Here is a 16555-nt window from a genome sequence, read left to right on the forward strand (position 1 = left end):
GGGTCAGCCGTTGGTCGGGAAGCCGAGGTTGACGCCGCCGTGGGACGGGTCGAGCCAGCGGGACGTCACCGCCTTGGTGCGGGTGTAGAAGTGCACGCCTTCGGTGCCGTGGGCGTGGCTGTCGCCGAAGAGGCTGGCCTTCCAGCCGCCGAAGCTGTAGTAGGCCATTGGTACCGGGATCGGCACGTTGATGCCGACCATGCCGACCTCCACCTCGTTCTGGAAGCGGCGGGCGGCGCCTCCGTCGTTGGTGAAGATGGCGGTGCCGTTCCCGTACGGGTTGGCGTCGAGCAGAGCCATGGCCTCGTCGAACGTCTTGACCCGCACGACCGACAGGACCGGGCCGAAGATCTCGTCCTTGTAGCAGTCCATGTCGGACGTGACATTGTCGATGAGGGTGGGCCGCAGCCAGAAGCCGTCGTCTGACGGCAGGCCCTCGCGGCCGTCCACCAGCAGGGTGGCGCCCTGCTCGACCGACGACGTCAGGTACGAGGCGACCTTGTCGCGGTGGGCGCGGGTCACCAGGGGCCCCATCTCCGAGGCCGGGTCGTCACCGGGGCCCGTCACCAGCGCGGACATCCGCTCCTTGATCTTCTCCAGGAGGGCGTCCGCGACGGGCTCGACCGCCACGAGCACCGAGATGGCCATGCAGCGCTCGCCGGCCGAGCCGAACCCGGCGTTGACGGCGGCGTCCGCGGCCAGGTCGAGGTCGGCGTCGGGGAGCACCACCATGTGGTTCTTCGCCCCGCCGAGGGCCTGCACGCGCTTGCCGTTGCGCGCGGCCGTCTCGTAGATGTACTGCGCGATCGGAGTGGACCCGACGAACGACACCGCCTTGACGTCCCGGTGCTCCAGCAGCGCGTCGACCGCGACCTTGTCGCCGTGGACGACGTTGAACACGCCGTCCGGGAGCCCCGCCTCGGCCCACAGCTCGGCCATCTTCAACGAGGCCGACGGGTCCTTCTCCGACGGCTTGAGCACGAACGTGTTCCCGCAGGCGATCGCGACGGGGAACATCCACATCGGCACCATCGCCGGGAAGTTGAACGGCGTGATCCCCGCGACGACGCCCAGCGGCTGCAGGATCGAGTACGCGTCCACCTTCGTGGAGACGTTCTCGGAGAAACCGCCCTTGAGCAGGTGCGGGATGCCGCAGGCGAACTCCACGACCTCCAGGCCGCGCGCCACTTCACCGGCCGCGTCGGAGACGACCTTCCCGTGCTCGGACGAGATCAGCCGCGCCAGCTCCTCGGCGTCCCTGACGAGCAGTTCCCGGAACTTGAACAGCACCCGGGCGCGCTGCGACAGCGAGGCGTCCCGCCAGGCGGGGAAAGCCGCCTTGGCCGCGGCGACGGCTTCGTCGACGTCCGAAGGGGAGGCGAAGTCCACGGTGCCGGAGACGACGCCCGTCGCCGGGTTGTAGACGTCGCCTCGGCGTTCGGCCGTGCCGGTCCAGGGCTTGCCGTTGATCCAGTGGGTCGCGTGCTTGCTCATGGGGTGATCGCTTCCAGGGAGTCGACGAGGATCTTCAGGCCTTCGGCCGCTTCCTCCGCAGTGAGGGTGAGCGGCGGGGCCATGCGCATGACGTTGCCATACAGGCCGCCCTTGCCGACGAGCAGCCCGCGCCGCTTGGTCTCCTCCAGCATGCGGGCGGCCATCGCGGGGGAGGGGGCGCCGGTCCCGGGGTCCACCAGGTCGAGGGCGAACATCAGCCCCTTGCCTCGCACGTCTCCGACGAACGGGAAGCGGGACGCGGCGGCGCGCAGGCCGTCGATGATGAACGTGCCCCGTGCGGCGGCGTTGGCCTGCAGGTCGTGGGACAGCACGTAGTCGAGCGTGGCGTTGGCGGCGGCCATGGCGAGGGGGTTGCCGCCGAAGGTGGACAGGCCGACCGCGTGCGGGGCGTCCATGAGGTCGCCGCGCGCGACGACGCCGCCGACGGCGAAGCCGTTGCCGAGCCCCTTGGCGAAGGTCATCGCGTCGGGCGTCACGTCGTGGTTGTGGATGCCGAAGAAGCTCTGCCCGGTGCGGCCCCAGCCCGTCTGGACCTCGTCGGAGATGAACAGGATGCCGTGCTCGTCCAGTACTTCCTTGTAGGCGGCGAACAGCCCGTCCGGAGCCATGGTGAAGCCGCCGACGCCCTGGATGGGCTCGGCGATCAGCGCGGCGACGTCGCCGCCGGTCGCGGTGGCGATCACGTGCCGCAGGTCCTCGACGCAGACCCTGGTGTAGTCGGCGTCGGAGAGGCCGGCGAACTGCGGCAGGTGCCTGTCCGCGCCGTGCAGGAACGTCGTGTTGAACGGGGTGAGCCCGCTGTTCTTCCACGCCCGGTTGGACGTGACGGCCGTCGCGCCGAACGACTTGCCGTGGTAGCTCTGCCGCATCGCGAAGACCTGGTTGCTGGCGCGCGCGTACGTCGCGAGCAGCAGCGCCGCCTCGTTGGCCTCGGTGCCGGAGTTGGTGAAGAAGACCTTGGCGTCCGGGATGCCCGACAGCCGGGCGATCTTCTCGGCCAGCTCGACCTGGCCGCGGATCAGGTAGAGGGTCGAGGTGTGCACGACGCCGGTGGCGAGCTGCCGTTCGACCGCCTCGCGGACCTCGGCCACGTCGTAGCCGATCATGTTGGTGAGGATGCCCGCGAAGAAGTCGAGGTAGGAGTTGCCCTCCTCGTCGACGACGCGGTTGCCCTTGCCCCCGACGATCTCGAAGGGCCGGTCGTAGTAGAGCGCCATCCACTGTGGCATGACGGCCCTGTGGCGGGCCAGGAGTTCCGACATGTACCCAGTCTTTCCAGCTCGGAGACGGCGGGACCAGGGGGCAGAGTGTCGGGGGATACGAGCGTCTTCTTACAGGTTGTCGATCGCCTGGGCCAGCGTGAAGTCCTTCTCGGTGAGCCCGCCGGAGGTGTGGGTGGACAGGCTGAGGGTGACCTTGTTCCACCGGATCTGGATGTCCGGGTGGTGGTTCCTCTCCTCCGCGAGCTGCGCGACCCGGTTGACGAAGGCCATGGCGCCGGCGAAGTCCGAGAAGACGAACTCCCGGACGAGGGCGTGGCCCGTGTTCTCCCATCCCTGTTCCATGCCGGTCTCCTTACCCCGGTGAGAGGTTTGACAACCTGTTAACAAGCGGCAGCGGGTTTTTAACGCTATGTCCTAGAATGAAAGCGATGCTTCCTACCTTGGCCGAGGTTCTGGAGCTGGAGCCGGTGCGTCGGGGGCTGCCCCGGACGGTGGCGGGCTCCGGTCGGCTGGACTCTCCGATCCGCTGGGTGCATGTCGCGGAGATCGCCGACATCGCCCCGCTGCTGCGTGGCGGCGAGCTGGTGCTGACCACCGGCATCGCCTTCCCCGAGGAGGCCTCCGGGCTGCGCCGGTACGTCGCGGCCCTCGCCGAGGTCGGCGTCAGCGGCCTCATGGTCGAGCTGGGCCGGCGCTACACCGACGAACTCCCGCCCGCCCTGGTGCGGGCCGCGGAACAGGCCGGCCTCCCGGTGGTCGTGCTGCGCCGCGAGATCCCCTTCGTGGACGTGACGGAGGCCGTGCACGCACGCATCCTCGACGCCCAGCTCGCCGAGTTGCGCGCCTCGGAGCGGCTGCACGAGATCTTCACCCGGCTCAGCGTGGAGGGCGCCGCCCCCGGCGAGGTGGTGCGGCAGGTCGCCGCGCTCTCCGGCCGCCCGGCCGTCCTGGAGAACCTCTCCCACCAGGTGCTGGCCGCCGACGCCGCGGGAAGCGAACCGGCGGCCCTGCTCGACTCCTGGGAGAGCCGGTCCCGCGCGGTGCGCCCGGACGGGCGGACCGGCTACGACGAGGCGTCCGGCTGGCTGGTGACGGTGGTCGGCGCGAGGGACGAGGACTGGGGGCGACTGATCCTGGCGCTGGACGCCCCGCCCTCCCCGCGCGAGACCGTCCTGGTCGAACGGGCCGCCACCACTCTGGCGCTGGGCCGCCTCCTGGACCGGCACGAGGCGTCGCTGGAGCTCCAGGCCCACGGGACGCTCATCAGCGGCATCCTCGCCGGCTCCTATTCGGACGCGCGGGAGGCGGCGGCCCGCGCCCGCGCCCTGGGCGTCCGGCTGGCCGGGCGCAGGCTGCTCGGCGTGGTCGTGCGGGCCCGCGCGGGGGAGGAGCCCGAGCGGCTCACCGGCCTGGCCGAGGCCGTCGCGGCGGCGGCCCGCGAGGTCGGGCTCTCCGCCCTGGTCGGCGTGCTGGACGAGGGCTCCCCGCAGGCGCGGGTGGGGATGCTGGCCGCGCTGCCGCCCCGCGTGGACGTCGATCCCGTGCTCGCCGAGACGGCCCGCCGCCTGCGCGTCTCGGCCGGCGTGCCCGAGCCGGTCATGGCGGCGGGTTCCGTCGTCGACTCCCTGCGGGACGTGCGCGGCTCCTTCCGGGAGGCCGAGCAGGTCGCGGACGTGGTGGTCCGGAGCGGAGGCGACCGCCTCTTCCACCGCCTGTCCGACCTGCGGCTGCGCGGCCTGCTGCACCTGCTGCGCGACGACGCCAGGCTCCAGATGTTCGTGGAGCGCGAGCTGAGTCCGCTTCTGGAGCACGACGCCCAGCGCGGCGGCGACCTCACCGGGGTCCTGTCGGCCTACCTGGACTGCGGGCGCAACAAGGCGATGGCCGCCCAGCACGCCCATCTCTCCCGCCCGGCCCTCTACGAGCGGCTGCACCGCGTCGAACGCGTCCTGAACGTGGACCTGGACGACGTCGAGACGTGCACCTCACTTCACGTGGCTCTTCTGGCACTGGCGTCGGTACGCAGGGGCCACCCCTGAAATCCCCTTATTGAATGGTTTCATTTCACCATTCCCCTCCTGCGGGCCGTCCTTTTCCACAGGGGTTCACCACTCCGGAAAACCTCACAGCCAAACGGGCGGAGAAGAACCGTCCAGTGGGGGCGGAGAGTCCCATCGGGGCCGCCATCCGGAGACCGTTCCCGGGGGGAGCACGAAGCTGAGCACCCCGTGCGGGCTGTCGATCGCGGCGATCACGTCGTCCGAGGGCGCGGTCGCGGGCGCGGGCTCCTGGCGGCCCAGCGAGTCCAGCCAGCGCGCCGTGCCCGCCAGGGACAGCCGGGCGTGCCAGGAGCCGCCCACCGTGGCCCGGTGGATGAGCCCGGAGATCGCGGCGAACGCCCCCAGATAGCCGGTGGCGTGGTCCAGCGCCTGCGCGGACAGCGGGACGGGACGGTCGGAGCCCGCGGCCAGCATCGCCTCGTGGGCCAGGCCGGTGGCCAGCTGCACCAGGCTGTCGAAGCCCCGCCGCTCGTACCAGGGGCTGCCCGGCTCGTACGCCGAGACGTCGACGCTCACGATCGACGGGTTGAGCTCGCGCAGCCGCTCCGGTCCGAACCCGAGGGCGGCCAGCGCCGACGGCCGGTAACCCTGCACCATGACGTCGGCGCTGGAGACGAGTTCGCGCAGGCGGGCGCGCCCGTCCTCGGTGCGCAGGTCCAGCCGGCAGGAGCGTTTTCCGAAGCCCATGTCCAGCACCAGGCCGGGGATCTCGGGGACGTGCGAGGCGCCGATGCGCAGGACGTCCGCGCCGTACGCGGCCAGCGTCCGGGTGGCGACCGGGCCGGCGACGACCCGGGTGAGGTCCAGGACGCGGATGCCCTCCAACGGTCGGCGGGCGTTCTTCATCTGTACGACGGGCCCGTCGGAGAGGCGTTCCAGCCCGATCAGCGAGCCGTGCGGGAAGGCGGCCCACTCGTCCCGGGACCGGAACGCCGCGGCGGCGCCGCCTTCGGCCAGCACCGCGCCCTCCACGTCCAGGGAGTCGCGCTCCAGGCAGGCCGCGGTCACCGCGTCGCGGGTCGGCGTGCCGCCGAGCACGCGGAGCGCCGCGTCGCGGTGCGCGGGGAAGTTGCAGTGCAGCCGCACCCAGCCGTCGCGGGTGCGGTAGTCGCCGGACAGGTCGGCCCACAGCTGGAGCTCGTTACCGGCGATCTTGAAGAACCGTTCGGAGAGGAAGGCCAGCTCGGCGTGCTCGCGGGCGACGGAGGCGTGGGCGCGCGGCCCGCCCCTCAGCTCCCAATACACCGCCGCGGCACAGCTCGCGGCGCCGACACTGGCCGCGGCCAGGACGTCCACCCGGAAGATCGAGGGAAGGAGGCCGGGCTTTCCCAGGACCTCCACCGGGACCGAAGGAATTCCCGTCTGGGCGCACAGCGACCGGATACTCTGCTCCACCACGGTTTCACTCAACCGCACCCCGGCCGCCCCGTCGATATGACGTGCGCCACGGGCACGCGGCGCACGGGTCGGCGGGCAGGCCCGCCCCGGGACGGGAAGATCGCATGGGCGGCGGGGGCGCCGCGCCGCCGACGAATCCCATCAAAGAACGGTCCCATAAGAAGGATTCTGTATCCGTTATTTGTGTGTTACCTATTTTCGAGGGCGCGCGAAGAATTGGGAACATTTCTACAGGCCTTGACCGGAATTGTTTCACTGGACACACTCGAGAATGACTGGAAGGGAGAGCCGACATGGCGGGAGAAGACCACTCCACCGAGCTCTCCTTCCTGGTCGGACGTTATCCCCAGTGGACCATCTGGTACGGCACCGCGACCGGCAGCTGGTGGGCTCTGCCCCCCAGGGAGCGTGACATCGGCGACTTCGTCGAGGCGGCCGACCTGCCCAGGCTCATCGCACACATCGAGGAGATCCAATCCGAACTCCCGGCTTACCGGGACCCGTCGAGCATCCTCCGGCTCGGCGCGCCCCCGGTCCGCCGGGTGCCGCTGGCGACACGGCCGGGTGACCCTGCAAGGTGACCCGCTGTTCCCCGGCCCGGCCCCGCGCCGCCGCGGCATGGGACCCCGGAAAGCGCACAGGCGAGGCATTCACCCTCCATCACGTTCCTCCGTGAGAATGCTCTGCCCGGCAACCCCCGCCGCTTTCCGGGGTCTTCCTCAGTAAGCTGCCCCTTCATGAGTCATCTTCGGGCGGTACTGGCGGTCTGTACGGCCCTGTGCACCGGTCTGGTCGTGACGCTCTCGGCGTGCAGCGGAGACGACGCGCCCAGCGGGAGAGCCGAGCCGCTGAAGACGGTCGGCGCCGCGGAGGGGGCCCTGAACCTCCTGTCCCTCCCCGGCTACGTCGAGGAGGGCTCCGAGGACCGGGCCGTCGACTGGGTGACGCCGTTCGAGGAGCGGTCCGGCTGCCAGGTGACCGTCCGCACGGTCGGCACCGCCCAGGACGTCTACGAGCGCATGTCGGGCGGCTTCTACGACGGCGCGCTGGTGCCGTCCGAGGCGTTCGGCAGGCTCGTCGCCGCCGACGGCCTCGCCCCGGTGAACACCTCGCTGCTCCCCGCCTACAAGTCCCTCGACGCGCGGTTGCGCGGCCTGGTGAAACACGGGGACGAGACCTACGGGGTGCCCGCGGCGTGGGGCGCGAACCTGCTGCTGTTCGAGACGGGCCAGGCCCAGCCCGCCTCCTGGGGGGCGGTGTTCGACCCGAGGGAGAGCAGGCCGTACCACAAGAGGATCGTCTGGCGGGACGGCTCGCACGCCATCGCGTCGGCGGCGCTCTATCTCAAGCACCGCAAGCGCTCCCTGAAGATCCGCGACCCCTACGAGCTGACCACCGGGCAGCTGGACGCGGTGGTCGAACTGCTGCGCGAACAGCGCCCGAACGTGCTGCGCGTGTGGAAGGACGGCACCCAGTCGATCGAGGCGTTCTCCACCGGGGACGCCGTGGTCGGGATGGGCGGCCTCCACGAGCTGGACGTGCTGGCCAGGGGCGGGCGGCCCATCGCCGTCGCCTCCCCCAAGGAGGGGACCACCGGCTGGTACGCCGCTTGGGGGATCAACCCCCGGGTCCGCAACCCCAACTGCATGTACCAGTGGCTGGACTGGGTGAGCACCCCCGAGGTGCAGAGGCAGATGGCGGAGTGGCAGGGGGTGTCGCCCGCGGACGGCCGGGCCTGCGGGCTGCTGAGGGCGGGTTTCTGCACCGATCACCACGTGGGCGACCGCTCCTACATCGATCGGCTGGTCTTCCCCCGCGTCCCCGACGAGGAGTGCGAGAAGGACCCCGAGTGCGCGGACTGGTCGGACTGGACGGAGGCCTGGTCCTCCCTCGGCTGACGAAGGCGCCGGGAGCCGCCGGGCCATGACGAAGGCGGGCCCGACCGCCCCCAGTCGGACCCGCCTCGCGGACGCGTGAGCGAGAGATCGCCGTCTTCGCGTCCCTTCATGGGAGCGGGTGCCCCGGGCCAACCCCCCGAAAGCCCGGGGCCCCGCTGTATCCAGTGAGGTTCAACTCACCCACTTGGAACCGCGGACGGTCCCCGAAGGGAGTACGGCAGGGCGGGCACGCCGACCGTGGCATGCGCGAACACCCCTGAGCCGCCCGACATGCGGGCGCGAGCGCCGGCGCCGGGGACCAGAAGGACCTTTCGGCTCATTGCTCACCTCCCTGCAGTTCGGTGGACCGTTCCTCGGTTCTCCTCCTTTCTACGTGTTGTTGTCTGAGAGGGGAGGAATGTCGGGATCAAACCCTGGCAAAGTCGCCGGGTCCTCCCCGCCACTCCCGTGGTCCGCGGTCACCGGAACGCCTCTTCCAGGAGGTCGAGCCCCTCCAGCAGCAAGGGCTCGGGGATGACCAGCGGGGGGAGGAACCGCAGGACGTTGCCGTAGGTGCCCGCGGTGAGCACCAGCAGCCCCCGCTCGTGGCAGGCCCGCGCCAGCGCCGCGGCGGCTCCCGGATCGGGCGTCCTGGTACCCGGCACGACCAGTTCGATCGCGGTCATCGCGCCCCTGCCCCGCACGTCGCCGATCTGCGGGAACCGCTCGGCCATCGCCCGCAGCCGGGGCAGCATGATCTCGCCGATCCGCCGGGCCCGCTCGACGACCTTCTCCGCCTCCAGCGCCTCGAAGACGGCCAGCGCCGCCTGGCAGGCGATCGGGTTGCCGCCGTAGGTGCCGCCGAGCCCTCCGCCGTGCACGGAGTCCATCAGGTCGGCCCGGCCGGTGACGGCGGCCAGCGGAAGCCCGCCCGCGATGCCCTTGGCGGTGGTGATGAGGTCGGGGACGATGCCCTCGTGCTCGCTGGCGAACAGCTGCCCGGTGCGGCCGAAGCCCGTCTGGATCTCGTCGGCGATGAAGACGATCCCGTTCTCCTTGGCGAACCGGTCGAGCGCCGGGAGGAAGCCGGGGGAGGGCTCGATGAAGCCGCCCTCGCCGAGGATCGGCTCGACCAGGATCGCCGCCGTGTTGTGCGCGCCGATCTGCGTGGTGATCAGGTCGATCGCCTGCGCGGCGGTGGCCGGGCCGTCCAGCTCCGAACGGAACGGGTAGGCCATCGGCATCCGGTACACCTCGGGGGCGTACGGGCCGAAGCCCTCCTTGTACGGCATGTTCTTGGCGGTCAGCGTCATCGTGAGCAGGGTGCGCCCGTGGTAGCCGTGGTCGAAGACCACGACGGCGGGGCGGCGGGTGGCGTAACGCGCGATCTTCACGGCGTTCTCGACCGCCTCCGCGCCGGAGTTCACCAGGATCGTGCGCTTCTCGTGGTCGCCGGGCGTCAGCTCGTTCAGCTTCTCGCACACCGAGACGTACGCCTCGTAGGGGGTGACCATGAAGCAGGTGTGGGTGAAGGCCGCCACCTGCTCCTGTACCCGGCGGACCACCTCGGGATGGGCGTTGCCGACGTTGGTGACCGCGATCCCGGAACCGAAGTCGATCAGGCTGTTGCCGTCGACGTCGACGATGACCCCGCCGCCCGCCGCGACGGTGTAGACCGGCAGCGTCGAGCCCACCCCGGGGGCCACGGCCTTCTTCCGGCGCTCCTGGAGCTCCCGGGAGCGGGGCCCGGGGATCTCGGTGACGATCTTGCGTTCCTGCGGCAGGGACGGGCCGCCCTTGAAGCTGCTCATACCCCGACGATAAGCCGGGCCGCCGGGGCTGGGACGCTGCCATCCTGGACAACCCCGAGCATCACGATTGGACACAGTGGCATGGCGCCGACCCTCGCCTCCGTCGTCTCCCTCCCCCGGCTCCACCTGCGCGGGCTCACCACGGCGGCTCTGGACGTCCCGGTCCGCTGGGTGGCGGTGAGCGAGCTGCCCGATCCCACGCCCTTCCTGGAGGGCGGCGAGCTGGTGCTGACGACGGGCATGTGGCCGGCCGGGCCGCGCGAGTGCGAGGAGTACGTCGCCAGGCTGGTCGCCCGGGGGGTGGCGGGGCTGGGGTTCGGAGTGGGACTCGGCCACGCCGAGGTGCCGCCCGCCCTGGTCGAGGCCGCGGGACGGCACGGACTGCCGCTGCTGGAGGTGCCCAGGCCCACCCCGTTCGCGGCGATCGGCGAGGAGGTCTCCCGGATGCTCGCCGCCGCCCGCTACGAGGACGTCACCCGGGCCTTCCGGGCCCAGCGGGAGCTGACCAGGGCGGCGCTGCGCGGTCCCGGCGCGCTGGTCGGCCGGCTGGCCTGGGAGCTGCGCGGCTGGGCGCTGCTGCTCGGGCCGCTCGGGGAGCCGCGGCACGCGGCGCCCGAGCAGGCCGGGGAGCATCTGGAGGAGGTCGCCGCCGAACTGCCCCGGCTGGCGGACGGCGCCGTCAGCCTGGCGCTGCCGGGCCCGATCGTGGTCCAGACGATCGGCTTGGGCGGCAGGCCCCGCGGCTACCTGGCCGTCGGGACCCCGCGGCCGCTGAGCCCCTTCGTGCACACCGTCGTGGGCGTCGCGGTCTCCCTGCTCACCCTCGGGTCCGAGACCCCGCGCGGGGACGCGGGGTTCAAGGCGGCGCTGGGCCGCCTGCTGCTGGGCTGGGAGCCCGAGCGGCCCCCGCACCGGATCAGGGTCCTGGTCTGCGGGTCCGGCGCGCCGGAGGGGCTGGAGAACGACCCCCTGGGCGAGCGCTGCCTGGCGGTGCCGTACCGGGGCGGCTGCGCGCTGATCGTCCCCGACCCCCTGGTCGACCAGGTCCTCCCCCTGGTGGAGGCGTACGGGCCGGTGGGGGTGGGGGATCCGGCAGGGCTTGAGGACGCGCCCCGTTCGCTGGCCGAGGCCGAGCGGGCCAGGCCCGGCTCCGGGGTCCGCCGGTACGCCGAGCTGCCGGTCCGGGGGCTGCTGGGGCTGCTGGAGGGGCCGGAGGCCGCGGAGCTGGCCGAGCGGCTGCTCGCCCCGTTGGACGAGGTGCTGCGCGCGTCGCTGATGGCGTATCTGGAGGCGGGCGGACAGGGAGATCCGGCGGCCCGCGCGCTGGGGGTGCACCGGCACACCCTGCGCCACCGGACGCGCAGGATCGCCCGGCTGCTCGACCGCGACCTGGAGGACGCCGGTACCCGTGCGGAGTTGTGGATCGCCCTGATGCTCACTCGGCGCGCGGTTTTTTAAGGATTCGTTACGGTTGGGCGTAGTTCTTGTTATGGATCTTCTATCCATCTGGAACTTATCGTGACAATCTCCCTTTGTTCGCTTTGCTTTATCCGAACGTGACAAGGGGAGTCGATGAAGAAGCTGATCGGGGCGTCCGCCGCCGCGGGGCTCGTCCTCGCCGGACTCGCCCTGCCCGCGCAGGCGTCCGCCGCCGCGCCCCAGCACCGCCCCGTCAAGTGGGGATCCTGCGGGCAGGACCTGGTGGACTACGCCGCGCTGTACGACACCCTCAAGGGCGCCATCCTGCAGTGCGCCAAGATCAAGGTTCCGCTGGACCACAACAGGCCGCGGGGGGAGAAGATCACCCTCGCGCTCTCCCGGATCAAGCACACCGGCGCCAAGAAGGGCACCCTGGTCGTCAACCCCGGCGGCCCGGGCGGCACCGGCACCGACTTCGCCGTCCCGGTCGCCGGCCGGGCCTCGGCCAAGCTCCGCGCCGCCTACGACATCGTGGGCTTCGACCCGCGCGGCACCGGCGGCAGCGGCGCGATGAGCTGCGACGCCGACCACTTCGACCCCGTCCGCCCGGACTACAACCCCAAGAACAAGGGGGACATCGCCTACTGGCTGAAGGAGGCGAAGGACTACGCCAAGGCGTGCGGCAAGAAGTACGGCCGTCTCCTCAAGCACATGAAGACGACCGACTCGGCACGCGACATGGAGCTCATCCGGCAGCGCCTGAACGACCGGAAGCTCAACTTCTACGGCGCGTCCTACGGCACCTACCTGGGCGGCGTCTACGCGACGCTGTTCCCGCGCAAGGTCGGCCGCATGGTGCTCGACTCCAACGTCGCCCCCAGCGGGGTCTGGTACGACGCCAACCTCGAGCAGGACAAGGCCTTCGACCGGAACCTGAACATCTTCTTCGGCTGGGTCGCCAAGCACAACGACGTCTACAAGGTCGGCGCGACCCGCAAGGAGGTGCGGGCCTTCTACTACAAGACCCGCGCCGAGCTGGCCGCCAAGCCCGTCTCCGTCGCGCTCGACCCCGCCAAGCCCGCGGAGCTGACCAAGGTGGGGCCGTCCGAGCTCGAGGACAGCTTCCTCACCGCCGGTTACCGCGCCAGCAGCGGGATCTGGGGTCTGCTCGCCACCGCCCTGGCCGACCGCAAGGCCGGCTCCGACACCGGCATCGCCAACGCCTACGTCAACCTCGGCGCCTCCGCAGAGGCCGACGGCTACGCCGTCTACAGCGCCGTCCAGTGCACCGACGTGCAGTGGCCGCGCAAGTGGAAGACCTGGAAGCGGGACGCCGAGCGCACCGCCGCCAAGCACCCGTTCATGACCTGGAACAACACCTGGTACAACTCCCCCTGCCTGTACTGGCCCGCCAAGGCCGGCAAGCCGGTGGACGTCCGCGAGCGCGCCGGACTGCCGGACATCCTGCTGTTCCAGGCCACCCTCGACGCCGCCACCCCCTACGCCGGCGGCCCCGAACTGCGCAAGCGGCTCGGCGGCCACCTGGTCGTCGAGGACGGAGGCCTGACCCACGGCGTCGTCCAGCGCGGCAACGCCAAGATCGACGCTTACTTCGAGAACTACCTGCTCACCGGACGCCTTCCGAAGCGGAAGGTCGTCCACGTCGACGCTCTGCCGAAGCCGCAGCCCCCGGCGGCCGAGGCGCGGACCCAGGGCGCGCCCGCCGACGAGGTGATCCTCGGCCGGCGGTGACCTCCGCGGACCAGAACGAGGCCCCCGTGACCGGCCAGGTCACGGGGGCCTCGTGCGGCCGGGTCAGAAGAGCACGCTCATGAACTCGTCGACCTCGGCGAAGCCGACCCTGCGGTAGGCGGCGCGGGCCCGGACGTTGAAGTCGTTGACGTACAGGGAGACCGCCGGGGCCGCGTCGCGCAGCGACATCCGCACCACCGAGGCCATGCCGAACTCCGAGAGGCCGCGGCCCCGCGCCTCCGGGTGCACCCAGACGCCCTGGATCTGGCAGGCGTACGGGGTGACCGCGCCGATCTCCGCCTTGAAGAGCACCCGGCCGCCCTCGATCCGGGCGAAGGCGCGGCCCGCCCTGATCAGCTCGGCGACCCGGGCCCGGTACAGCACCCCGCCGTCCCCGGCGTTGGGGGAGACCCCGACCTCCTCGGTGAACATGGCCACGCAGGCGGGGTAGAGGATCTCGAAGTCCTCCATGCGGACACGGCGGACATACGGGTCGGAGGGGAACTCGCTCTCCCGGGAGGTGGCCATCACCGGCTGCAGCGCGCGGACCGCCCGGGCGGGACCCCAGTAGGGCTCCAGCAGCGCCCACAGCTCGCGCACGGCGCCCACCGGGCCCACGATGGAACTGCACCGGCGGCCCTGGACGCGGGCCCGGTCGGCGAAGGCCCGGACGGCGTCGGACCCGGCGTTGACCGGGATCAGGTTGGCGCCGGCGTAGCACAGGGACTCCAGCCGCCCGTCCCGCCAGTACCCCCACATCTGCGCGCCCAGCCTGCCGGGCTCGAGCCCGGCCTGGTGCACGCGGGAGCTGACGAAGACGTTGCTGAGCGGCGCGGCGTCCAGAATCGCCAGGACCTCGTCCCGGTACCGGTCGTCCAGGACCCGTACCGGGAGCGAGTCCAGCCGCGTGGATCCGATCATCCCCTTGAGATCCCCTGCATGCCCGTCGGTGCCCGGCCGCCGGCGCCCAGGCCGCGGCCACTGTGCGACAAGCCTATGCGGAAGCAAGGACGAACGGGGCGTCAGGGGCGTTCAGGCGGTGACGACCTGGGCGCCGGGACCACTGTCGTCGTCGAGGTCGACCTCCACGCCCATCTCCTCGGCGATGCGCAGGGCCTCCTCGATGAGGGTCTCGACGATCTGGTCCTCGGGGACGGTCTTGATGACCTCGCCCTTGACGAAGATCTGGCCCTTGCCGTTGCCCGAGGCGACGCCCAGGTCGGCCTCACGGGCCTCGCCGGGGCCGTTGACGACGCAGCCCATGACCGCCACCCGCAGCGGGACGGGGAAGCCCTGAAGCCCGGCGGTGACCCGCTCGGCCAGGGTGTAGACGTCGACCTGGGCCCGGCCGCAGGAGGGGCAGGAGACGATCTCCAGGCCGCGCTCGCGCAGCCCGAGGGACTCCAGGATCTGGGTGCCGACCTTGATCTCCTCGACCGGCGGGGCCGACAGGGAGACGCGGATGGTGTCGCCGATGCCCTCCGACAGCAGCGCGCCGAAGGCCACCGCGGACTTGATGGTGCCCTGGAAGGCCGGTCCGGCCTCGGTGACGCCCAGGTGCAGCGGGTAGTCGCACCGGGCGGCGAGCTGCCGGTAGGCGTTGATCATCACGACCGGGTCGTTGTGCTTGACCGAGATCTTGATGTCCTGGAAGCCGTGCTCCTCGAACAGCGAGCACTCCCACAGCGCGGACTCCACCAGCGCCTCGGGGGTGGCCTTGCCGTACTTCTCCAGCAGGCGCTTGTCCAGCGAGCCGGCGTTGACGCCGATGCGGATCGGGACCCCGGCGGCGGAGGCGGCCTTGGCGATCTCGCCGACCTTGTCGTCGAACTTCTTGATGTTGCCCGGGTTGACCCGCACCGCGGCGCAGCCCGCGTCGATCGCCGCGAAGACGTACTTCGGCTGGAAGTGGATGTCGGCGATCACCGGGATCGGCGACTTCTTCGCGATCTGCGGCAGCGCGTCCGCGTCGTCCTGCGAGGGGCAGGCGACGCGGACGATCTGGCAGCCGGCGGTGGCCAGCTGCGCGATCTGCTGCAGGGTGGCGTTGACGTCGGAGGTGAGCGTCGTGGTCATGGACTGCACGGACACGGGGGCGTCGCCGCCCACCGGCACGGTGCCCACCATGATCTGACGCGACTTGCGGCGGGGGGCGAGCTGGGGAGCCTGGGGACGGATCTTCGGCAGACCGAGTTCGACGCTCATGTTCCTATTGTGTCAGTCGTTGCCGGGTGCTCTCCCGTGCCCACTGATCAGCCGCGAGCACATCTTCAAGCGTCGGCGTCCGGATTGTCTGGTGTGTCGAGACGACATCGGCCACAGTATCCACGATGGAGGGAAATGTGATCCTGCCGGAGAGGAAAGCTTCGACGCACTCTTCATTAGCCGCGTTATAAACCGCGGGCGCGGTGCCGCCCATCTCGCCGGCCTCGCGGGCCAGCCGGACGGCCGGGAAGGCCTCGTCGTCCAGCGGGAACAGCTCCCAGGTGTGGGCCTTCGTCCAGTCGATGCCGTAGTCGGCCCGCTCGATCCGCTCCGGCCACGTCAGGCCCAGCGCGATCGGCAGCCGCATGTCAGGCGGGCTCGCCTGGGCCAGGGTGGAGCCGTCGACGAACTCCACCATCGAGTGGATCACCGACTGCGGGTGCACCATCACCGCGATCCGGTCGAAGGGGATGTCGAACAGCAGGTGCGCCTCGATGACCTCCAGGCCCTTGTTCACCAGGGACGCGGAGTTCACCGTGATCACCGGGCCCATGTCCCACGTCGGGTGGTTCAGCGCGTCGGAGACGGTGACCTTCTCCAGCTCGGCGCGCGACCTGCCGCGGAACGGGCCGCCGCTGGCCGTCAGCACCAGCCGCCGCACCTCCGCGTGCGTCCCGCCGACCAGGCACTGGGCCAGCGCGGAGTGCTCGGAGTCCACCGGGACGATCTGGCCGGGCTTGGCCTTGGCCTTCACCAGGGGGCCGCCGACGATCAGCGACTCCTTGTTGGCCAGCGCCAGGGTGCTCCCCGCGTCCAGCGCGGCCAGCGTCGAGGCCAGGCCGAGCGCGCCCGTCACCCCGTTCAGCACCACGTCGCACGGGTGCGCGGCGACCTCGGCCACCGCGTCGGGCCCGGCGAGGATCTTGGGGATGCGGTACTCGCCCTTGGCGTACCCGCGCTTGCTCGCCTCGGCGTAGAAGGCCAGCTGGAGGTCCTGGGCGGCGGTCGCCTTGGCGACGGCCACCACCTCGGGCTGGAACTCCAGCGCCTGCCTCGCCAGCAGGTCGACCCGGCCGCCGCCCGCGGCCAGGGCCCGGACCCGGAAGCGCCGCGGATTGCGGGCGACCATGTCCAGGGCCTGGGTGCCGATCGAGCCGGTCGAACCCAGCACGACGATCTCTGTCACGTCTGTCACCGCGGCTTCTGTCACGGCGTCCATTCTGTCCGGGGCACTCCGGGGAGATGCAAGTTCACCAAAAGTAGCCACGACATCACTTCGGGTGATGCAGACTGCT

13 protein-coding genes are annotated in these 16555 nt (G+C 71.2%); 5 read left to right on the top strand and 8 right to left on the bottom strand.

Going from position 1 to position 16555, the window contains the following annotated elements; genetic code table 11:
• Positions 1-3: 3 nt before the first annotated feature.
• From ABGB12_RS06720 to ABGB12_RS06730, 3 genes are all read right to left on the bottom strand, one after another.
• The gene (locus tag ABGB12_RS06720; RefSeq protein WP_347675386.1) at positions 4-1494 is read right to left on the bottom strand and encodes a CoA-acylating methylmalonate-semialdehyde dehydrogenase; all 1491 of its coding nucleotides are present in this window, start codon (positions 1492-1494) and stop codon (positions 4-6) included.
• Positions 1491-2777 carry an aspartate aminotransferase family protein gene (locus ABGB12_RS06725; RefSeq protein WP_347675387.1) on the bottom strand — a complete coding sequence of 429 codons (1287 nt, stop codon included), beginning with the start codon at positions 2775-2777 and terminating at the stop codon, positions 1491-1493. Before ABGB12_RS06725 ends, ABGB12_RS06720 begins: the two co-directional genes overlap by 4 nt.
• A 69-nt stretch (positions 2778-2846) precedes the next feature.
• Complete coding sequence (locus ABGB12_RS06730; protein WP_347675388.1) at positions 2847-3080, bottom strand: 4a-hydroxytetrahydrobiopterin dehydratase; 234 nt, start codon at positions 3078-3080, stop codon at positions 2847-2849.
• Between the two features lie 86 nt (positions 3081-3166).
• On the opposite strand from ABGB12_RS06730, the gene ABGB12_RS06735 reads away from it, so the two are divergent.
• Positions 3167-4777 carry a PucR family transcriptional regulator gene (locus tag ABGB12_RS06735; RefSeq protein ID WP_347675389.1) on the top strand — a complete coding sequence of 537 codons (1611 nt, stop codon included), beginning with the start codon at positions 3167-3169 and terminating at the stop codon, positions 4775-4777.
• An 84-nt stretch (positions 4778-4861) separates the two neighbouring features.
• Here the strand turns inward: ABGB12_RS06735 and ABGB12_RS06740 are convergent, their stop codons facing one another.
• Positions 4862-6196, bottom strand: a complete 1335-nt coding sequence (locus ABGB12_RS06740; RefSeq protein WP_347675390.1) for a CoA transferase — start codon at positions 6194-6196, stop codon at positions 4862-4864.
• Between the two features lie 293 nt (positions 6197-6489).
• Here ABGB12_RS06740 and ABGB12_RS06745 point away from each other — a divergent pair, with 293 nt between their 5' ends.
• Together ABGB12_RS06745 and ABGB12_RS06750 are read left to right on the top strand one after the other, a co-directional pair.
• Positions 6490-6777: a hypothetical protein gene (locus ABGB12_RS06745; RefSeq protein WP_347675391.1), complete on the top strand. Its 288-nt coding sequence runs from the start codon at positions 6490-6492 to the stop codon at positions 6775-6777.
• Positions 6778-6933: 156 nt separating this feature from the next.
• The gene (locus ABGB12_RS06750; RefSeq protein WP_347675392.1) at positions 6934-8094 is read left to right on the top strand and encodes an extracellular solute-binding protein; all 1161 of its coding nucleotides are present in this window, start codon (positions 6934-6936) and stop codon (positions 8092-8094) included.
• A gap of 458 nt (positions 8095-8552) precedes the next feature.
• Here ABGB12_RS06750 and gabT read toward each other — a convergent pair whose 3' ends face one another.
• Positions 8553-9884, bottom strand: a complete 1332-nt coding sequence (gene gabT, locus ABGB12_RS06755; protein ID WP_347675393.1) for a 4-aminobutyrate--2-oxoglutarate transaminase — start codon at positions 9882-9884, stop codon at positions 8553-8555.
• Positions 9885-9965: 81 nt separating this feature from the next.
• Here gabT and ABGB12_RS06760 point away from each other — a divergent pair, with 81 nt between their 5' ends.
• Both ABGB12_RS06760 and ABGB12_RS06765 read left to right on the top strand, forming a co-directional pair.
• Positions 9966-11342 (top strand): PucR family transcriptional regulator ligand-binding domain-containing protein, encoded by a 1377-nt coding sequence (locus ABGB12_RS06760; protein WP_347675394.1) that lies wholly within the window; start codon positions 9966-9968, stop codon positions 11340-11342.
• 114 nt (positions 11343-11456) lie between these two features.
• Entirely contained in the window at positions 11457-13055 is a 1599-nt protein-coding gene (locus ABGB12_RS06765) for an alpha/beta hydrolase (protein WP_347675395.1), read from the top strand.
• Positions 13056-13118: 63 nt separating this feature from the next.
• On the opposite strand, the gene ABGB12_RS06770 is transcribed toward ABGB12_RS06765, so the two are convergent.
• From ABGB12_RS06770 to dxr, 3 genes are all read right to left on the bottom strand, one after another.
• Positions 13119-13976 carry a GNAT family N-acetyltransferase gene (locus ABGB12_RS06770; RefSeq protein WP_347675396.1) on the bottom strand — a complete coding sequence of 286 codons (858 nt, stop codon included), beginning with the start codon at positions 13974-13976 and terminating at the stop codon, positions 13119-13121.
• Between the two features lie 111 nt (positions 13977-14087).
• Positions 14088-15260 (bottom strand): flavodoxin-dependent (E)-4-hydroxy-3-methylbut-2-enyl-diphosphate synthase, encoded by a 1173-nt coding sequence (ispG, locus tag ABGB12_RS06775; RefSeq protein WP_347675397.1) that lies wholly within the window; start codon positions 15258-15260, stop codon positions 14088-14090.
• Positions 15261-15264: 4 nt separating this feature from the next.
• Positions 15265-16455 carry a 1-deoxy-D-xylulose-5-phosphate reductoisomerase gene (gene dxr, locus ABGB12_RS06780; RefSeq protein WP_347675398.1) on the bottom strand — a complete coding sequence of 397 codons (1191 nt, stop codon included), beginning with the start codon at positions 16453-16455 and terminating at the stop codon, positions 15265-15267.
• Between the last annotated feature and the right edge of the window lie 100 nt (positions 16456-16555).

The sequence above is a fragment of the Actinocorallia sp. B10E7 genome (genome assembly GCF_039871655.1).
In the GTDB taxonomy this organism is placed as follows: Bacteria; Actinomycetota; Actinomycetes; order Streptosporangiales; family Streptosporangiaceae; genus Actinocorallia.

What these genes read in the sequence shown, in the direction of transcription:
- ABGB12_RS06765 (WP_347675395.1), top strand. Translation starts at nt 11,457, where the DNA reads ATGAAGAAGCTGATCGGGGCGTCCGCCGCCGCGGGGCTCGTCCTCGCC.
- ABGB12_RS06750 (WP_347675392.1), top strand. Translation starts at nt 6,934, where the DNA reads ATGAGTCATCTTCGGGCGGTACTGGCGGTCTGTACGGCCCTGTGCACC.
- ABGB12_RS06745 (WP_347675391.1), top strand. Translation starts at nt 6,490, where the DNA reads ATGGCGGGAGAAGACCACTCCACCGAGCTCTCCTTCCTGGTCGGACGT.
- ABGB12_RS06730 (WP_347675388.1), bottom strand. Translation starts at nt 3,080, where the DNA reads ATGGAACAGGGATGGGAGAACACGGGCCACGCCCTCGTCCGGGAGTTC.
- ABGB12_RS06770 (WP_347675396.1), bottom strand. Translation starts at nt 13,976, where the DNA reads ATGATCGGATCCACGCGGCTGGACTCGCTCCCGGTACGGGTCCTGGAC.
- ABGB12_RS06735 (WP_347675389.1), top strand. Translation starts at nt 3,167, where the DNA reads ATGCTTCCTACCTTGGCCGAGGTTCTGGAGCTGGAGCCGGTGCGTCGG.
- ispG (WP_347675397.1), bottom strand. Translation starts at nt 15,260, where the DNA reads ATGAGCGTCGAACTCGGTCTGCCGAAGATCCGTCCCCAGGCTCCCCAG.
- ABGB12_RS06760 (WP_347675394.1), top strand. Translation starts at nt 9,966, where the DNA reads ATGGCGCCGACCCTCGCCTCCGTCGTCTCCCTCCCCCGGCTCCACCTG.
- ABGB12_RS06725 (WP_347675387.1), bottom strand. Translation starts at nt 2,777, where the DNA reads ATGTCGGAACTCCTGGCCCGCCACAGGGCCGTCATGCCACAGTGGATG.
- ABGB12_RS06720 (WP_347675386.1), bottom strand. Translation starts at nt 1,494, where the DNA reads ATGAGCAAGCACGCGACCCACTGGATCAACGGCAAGCCCTGGACCGGC.
- gabT (WP_347675393.1), bottom strand. Translation starts at nt 9,884, where the DNA reads ATGAGCAGCTTCAAGGGCGGCCCGTCCCTGCCGCAGGAACGCAAGATC.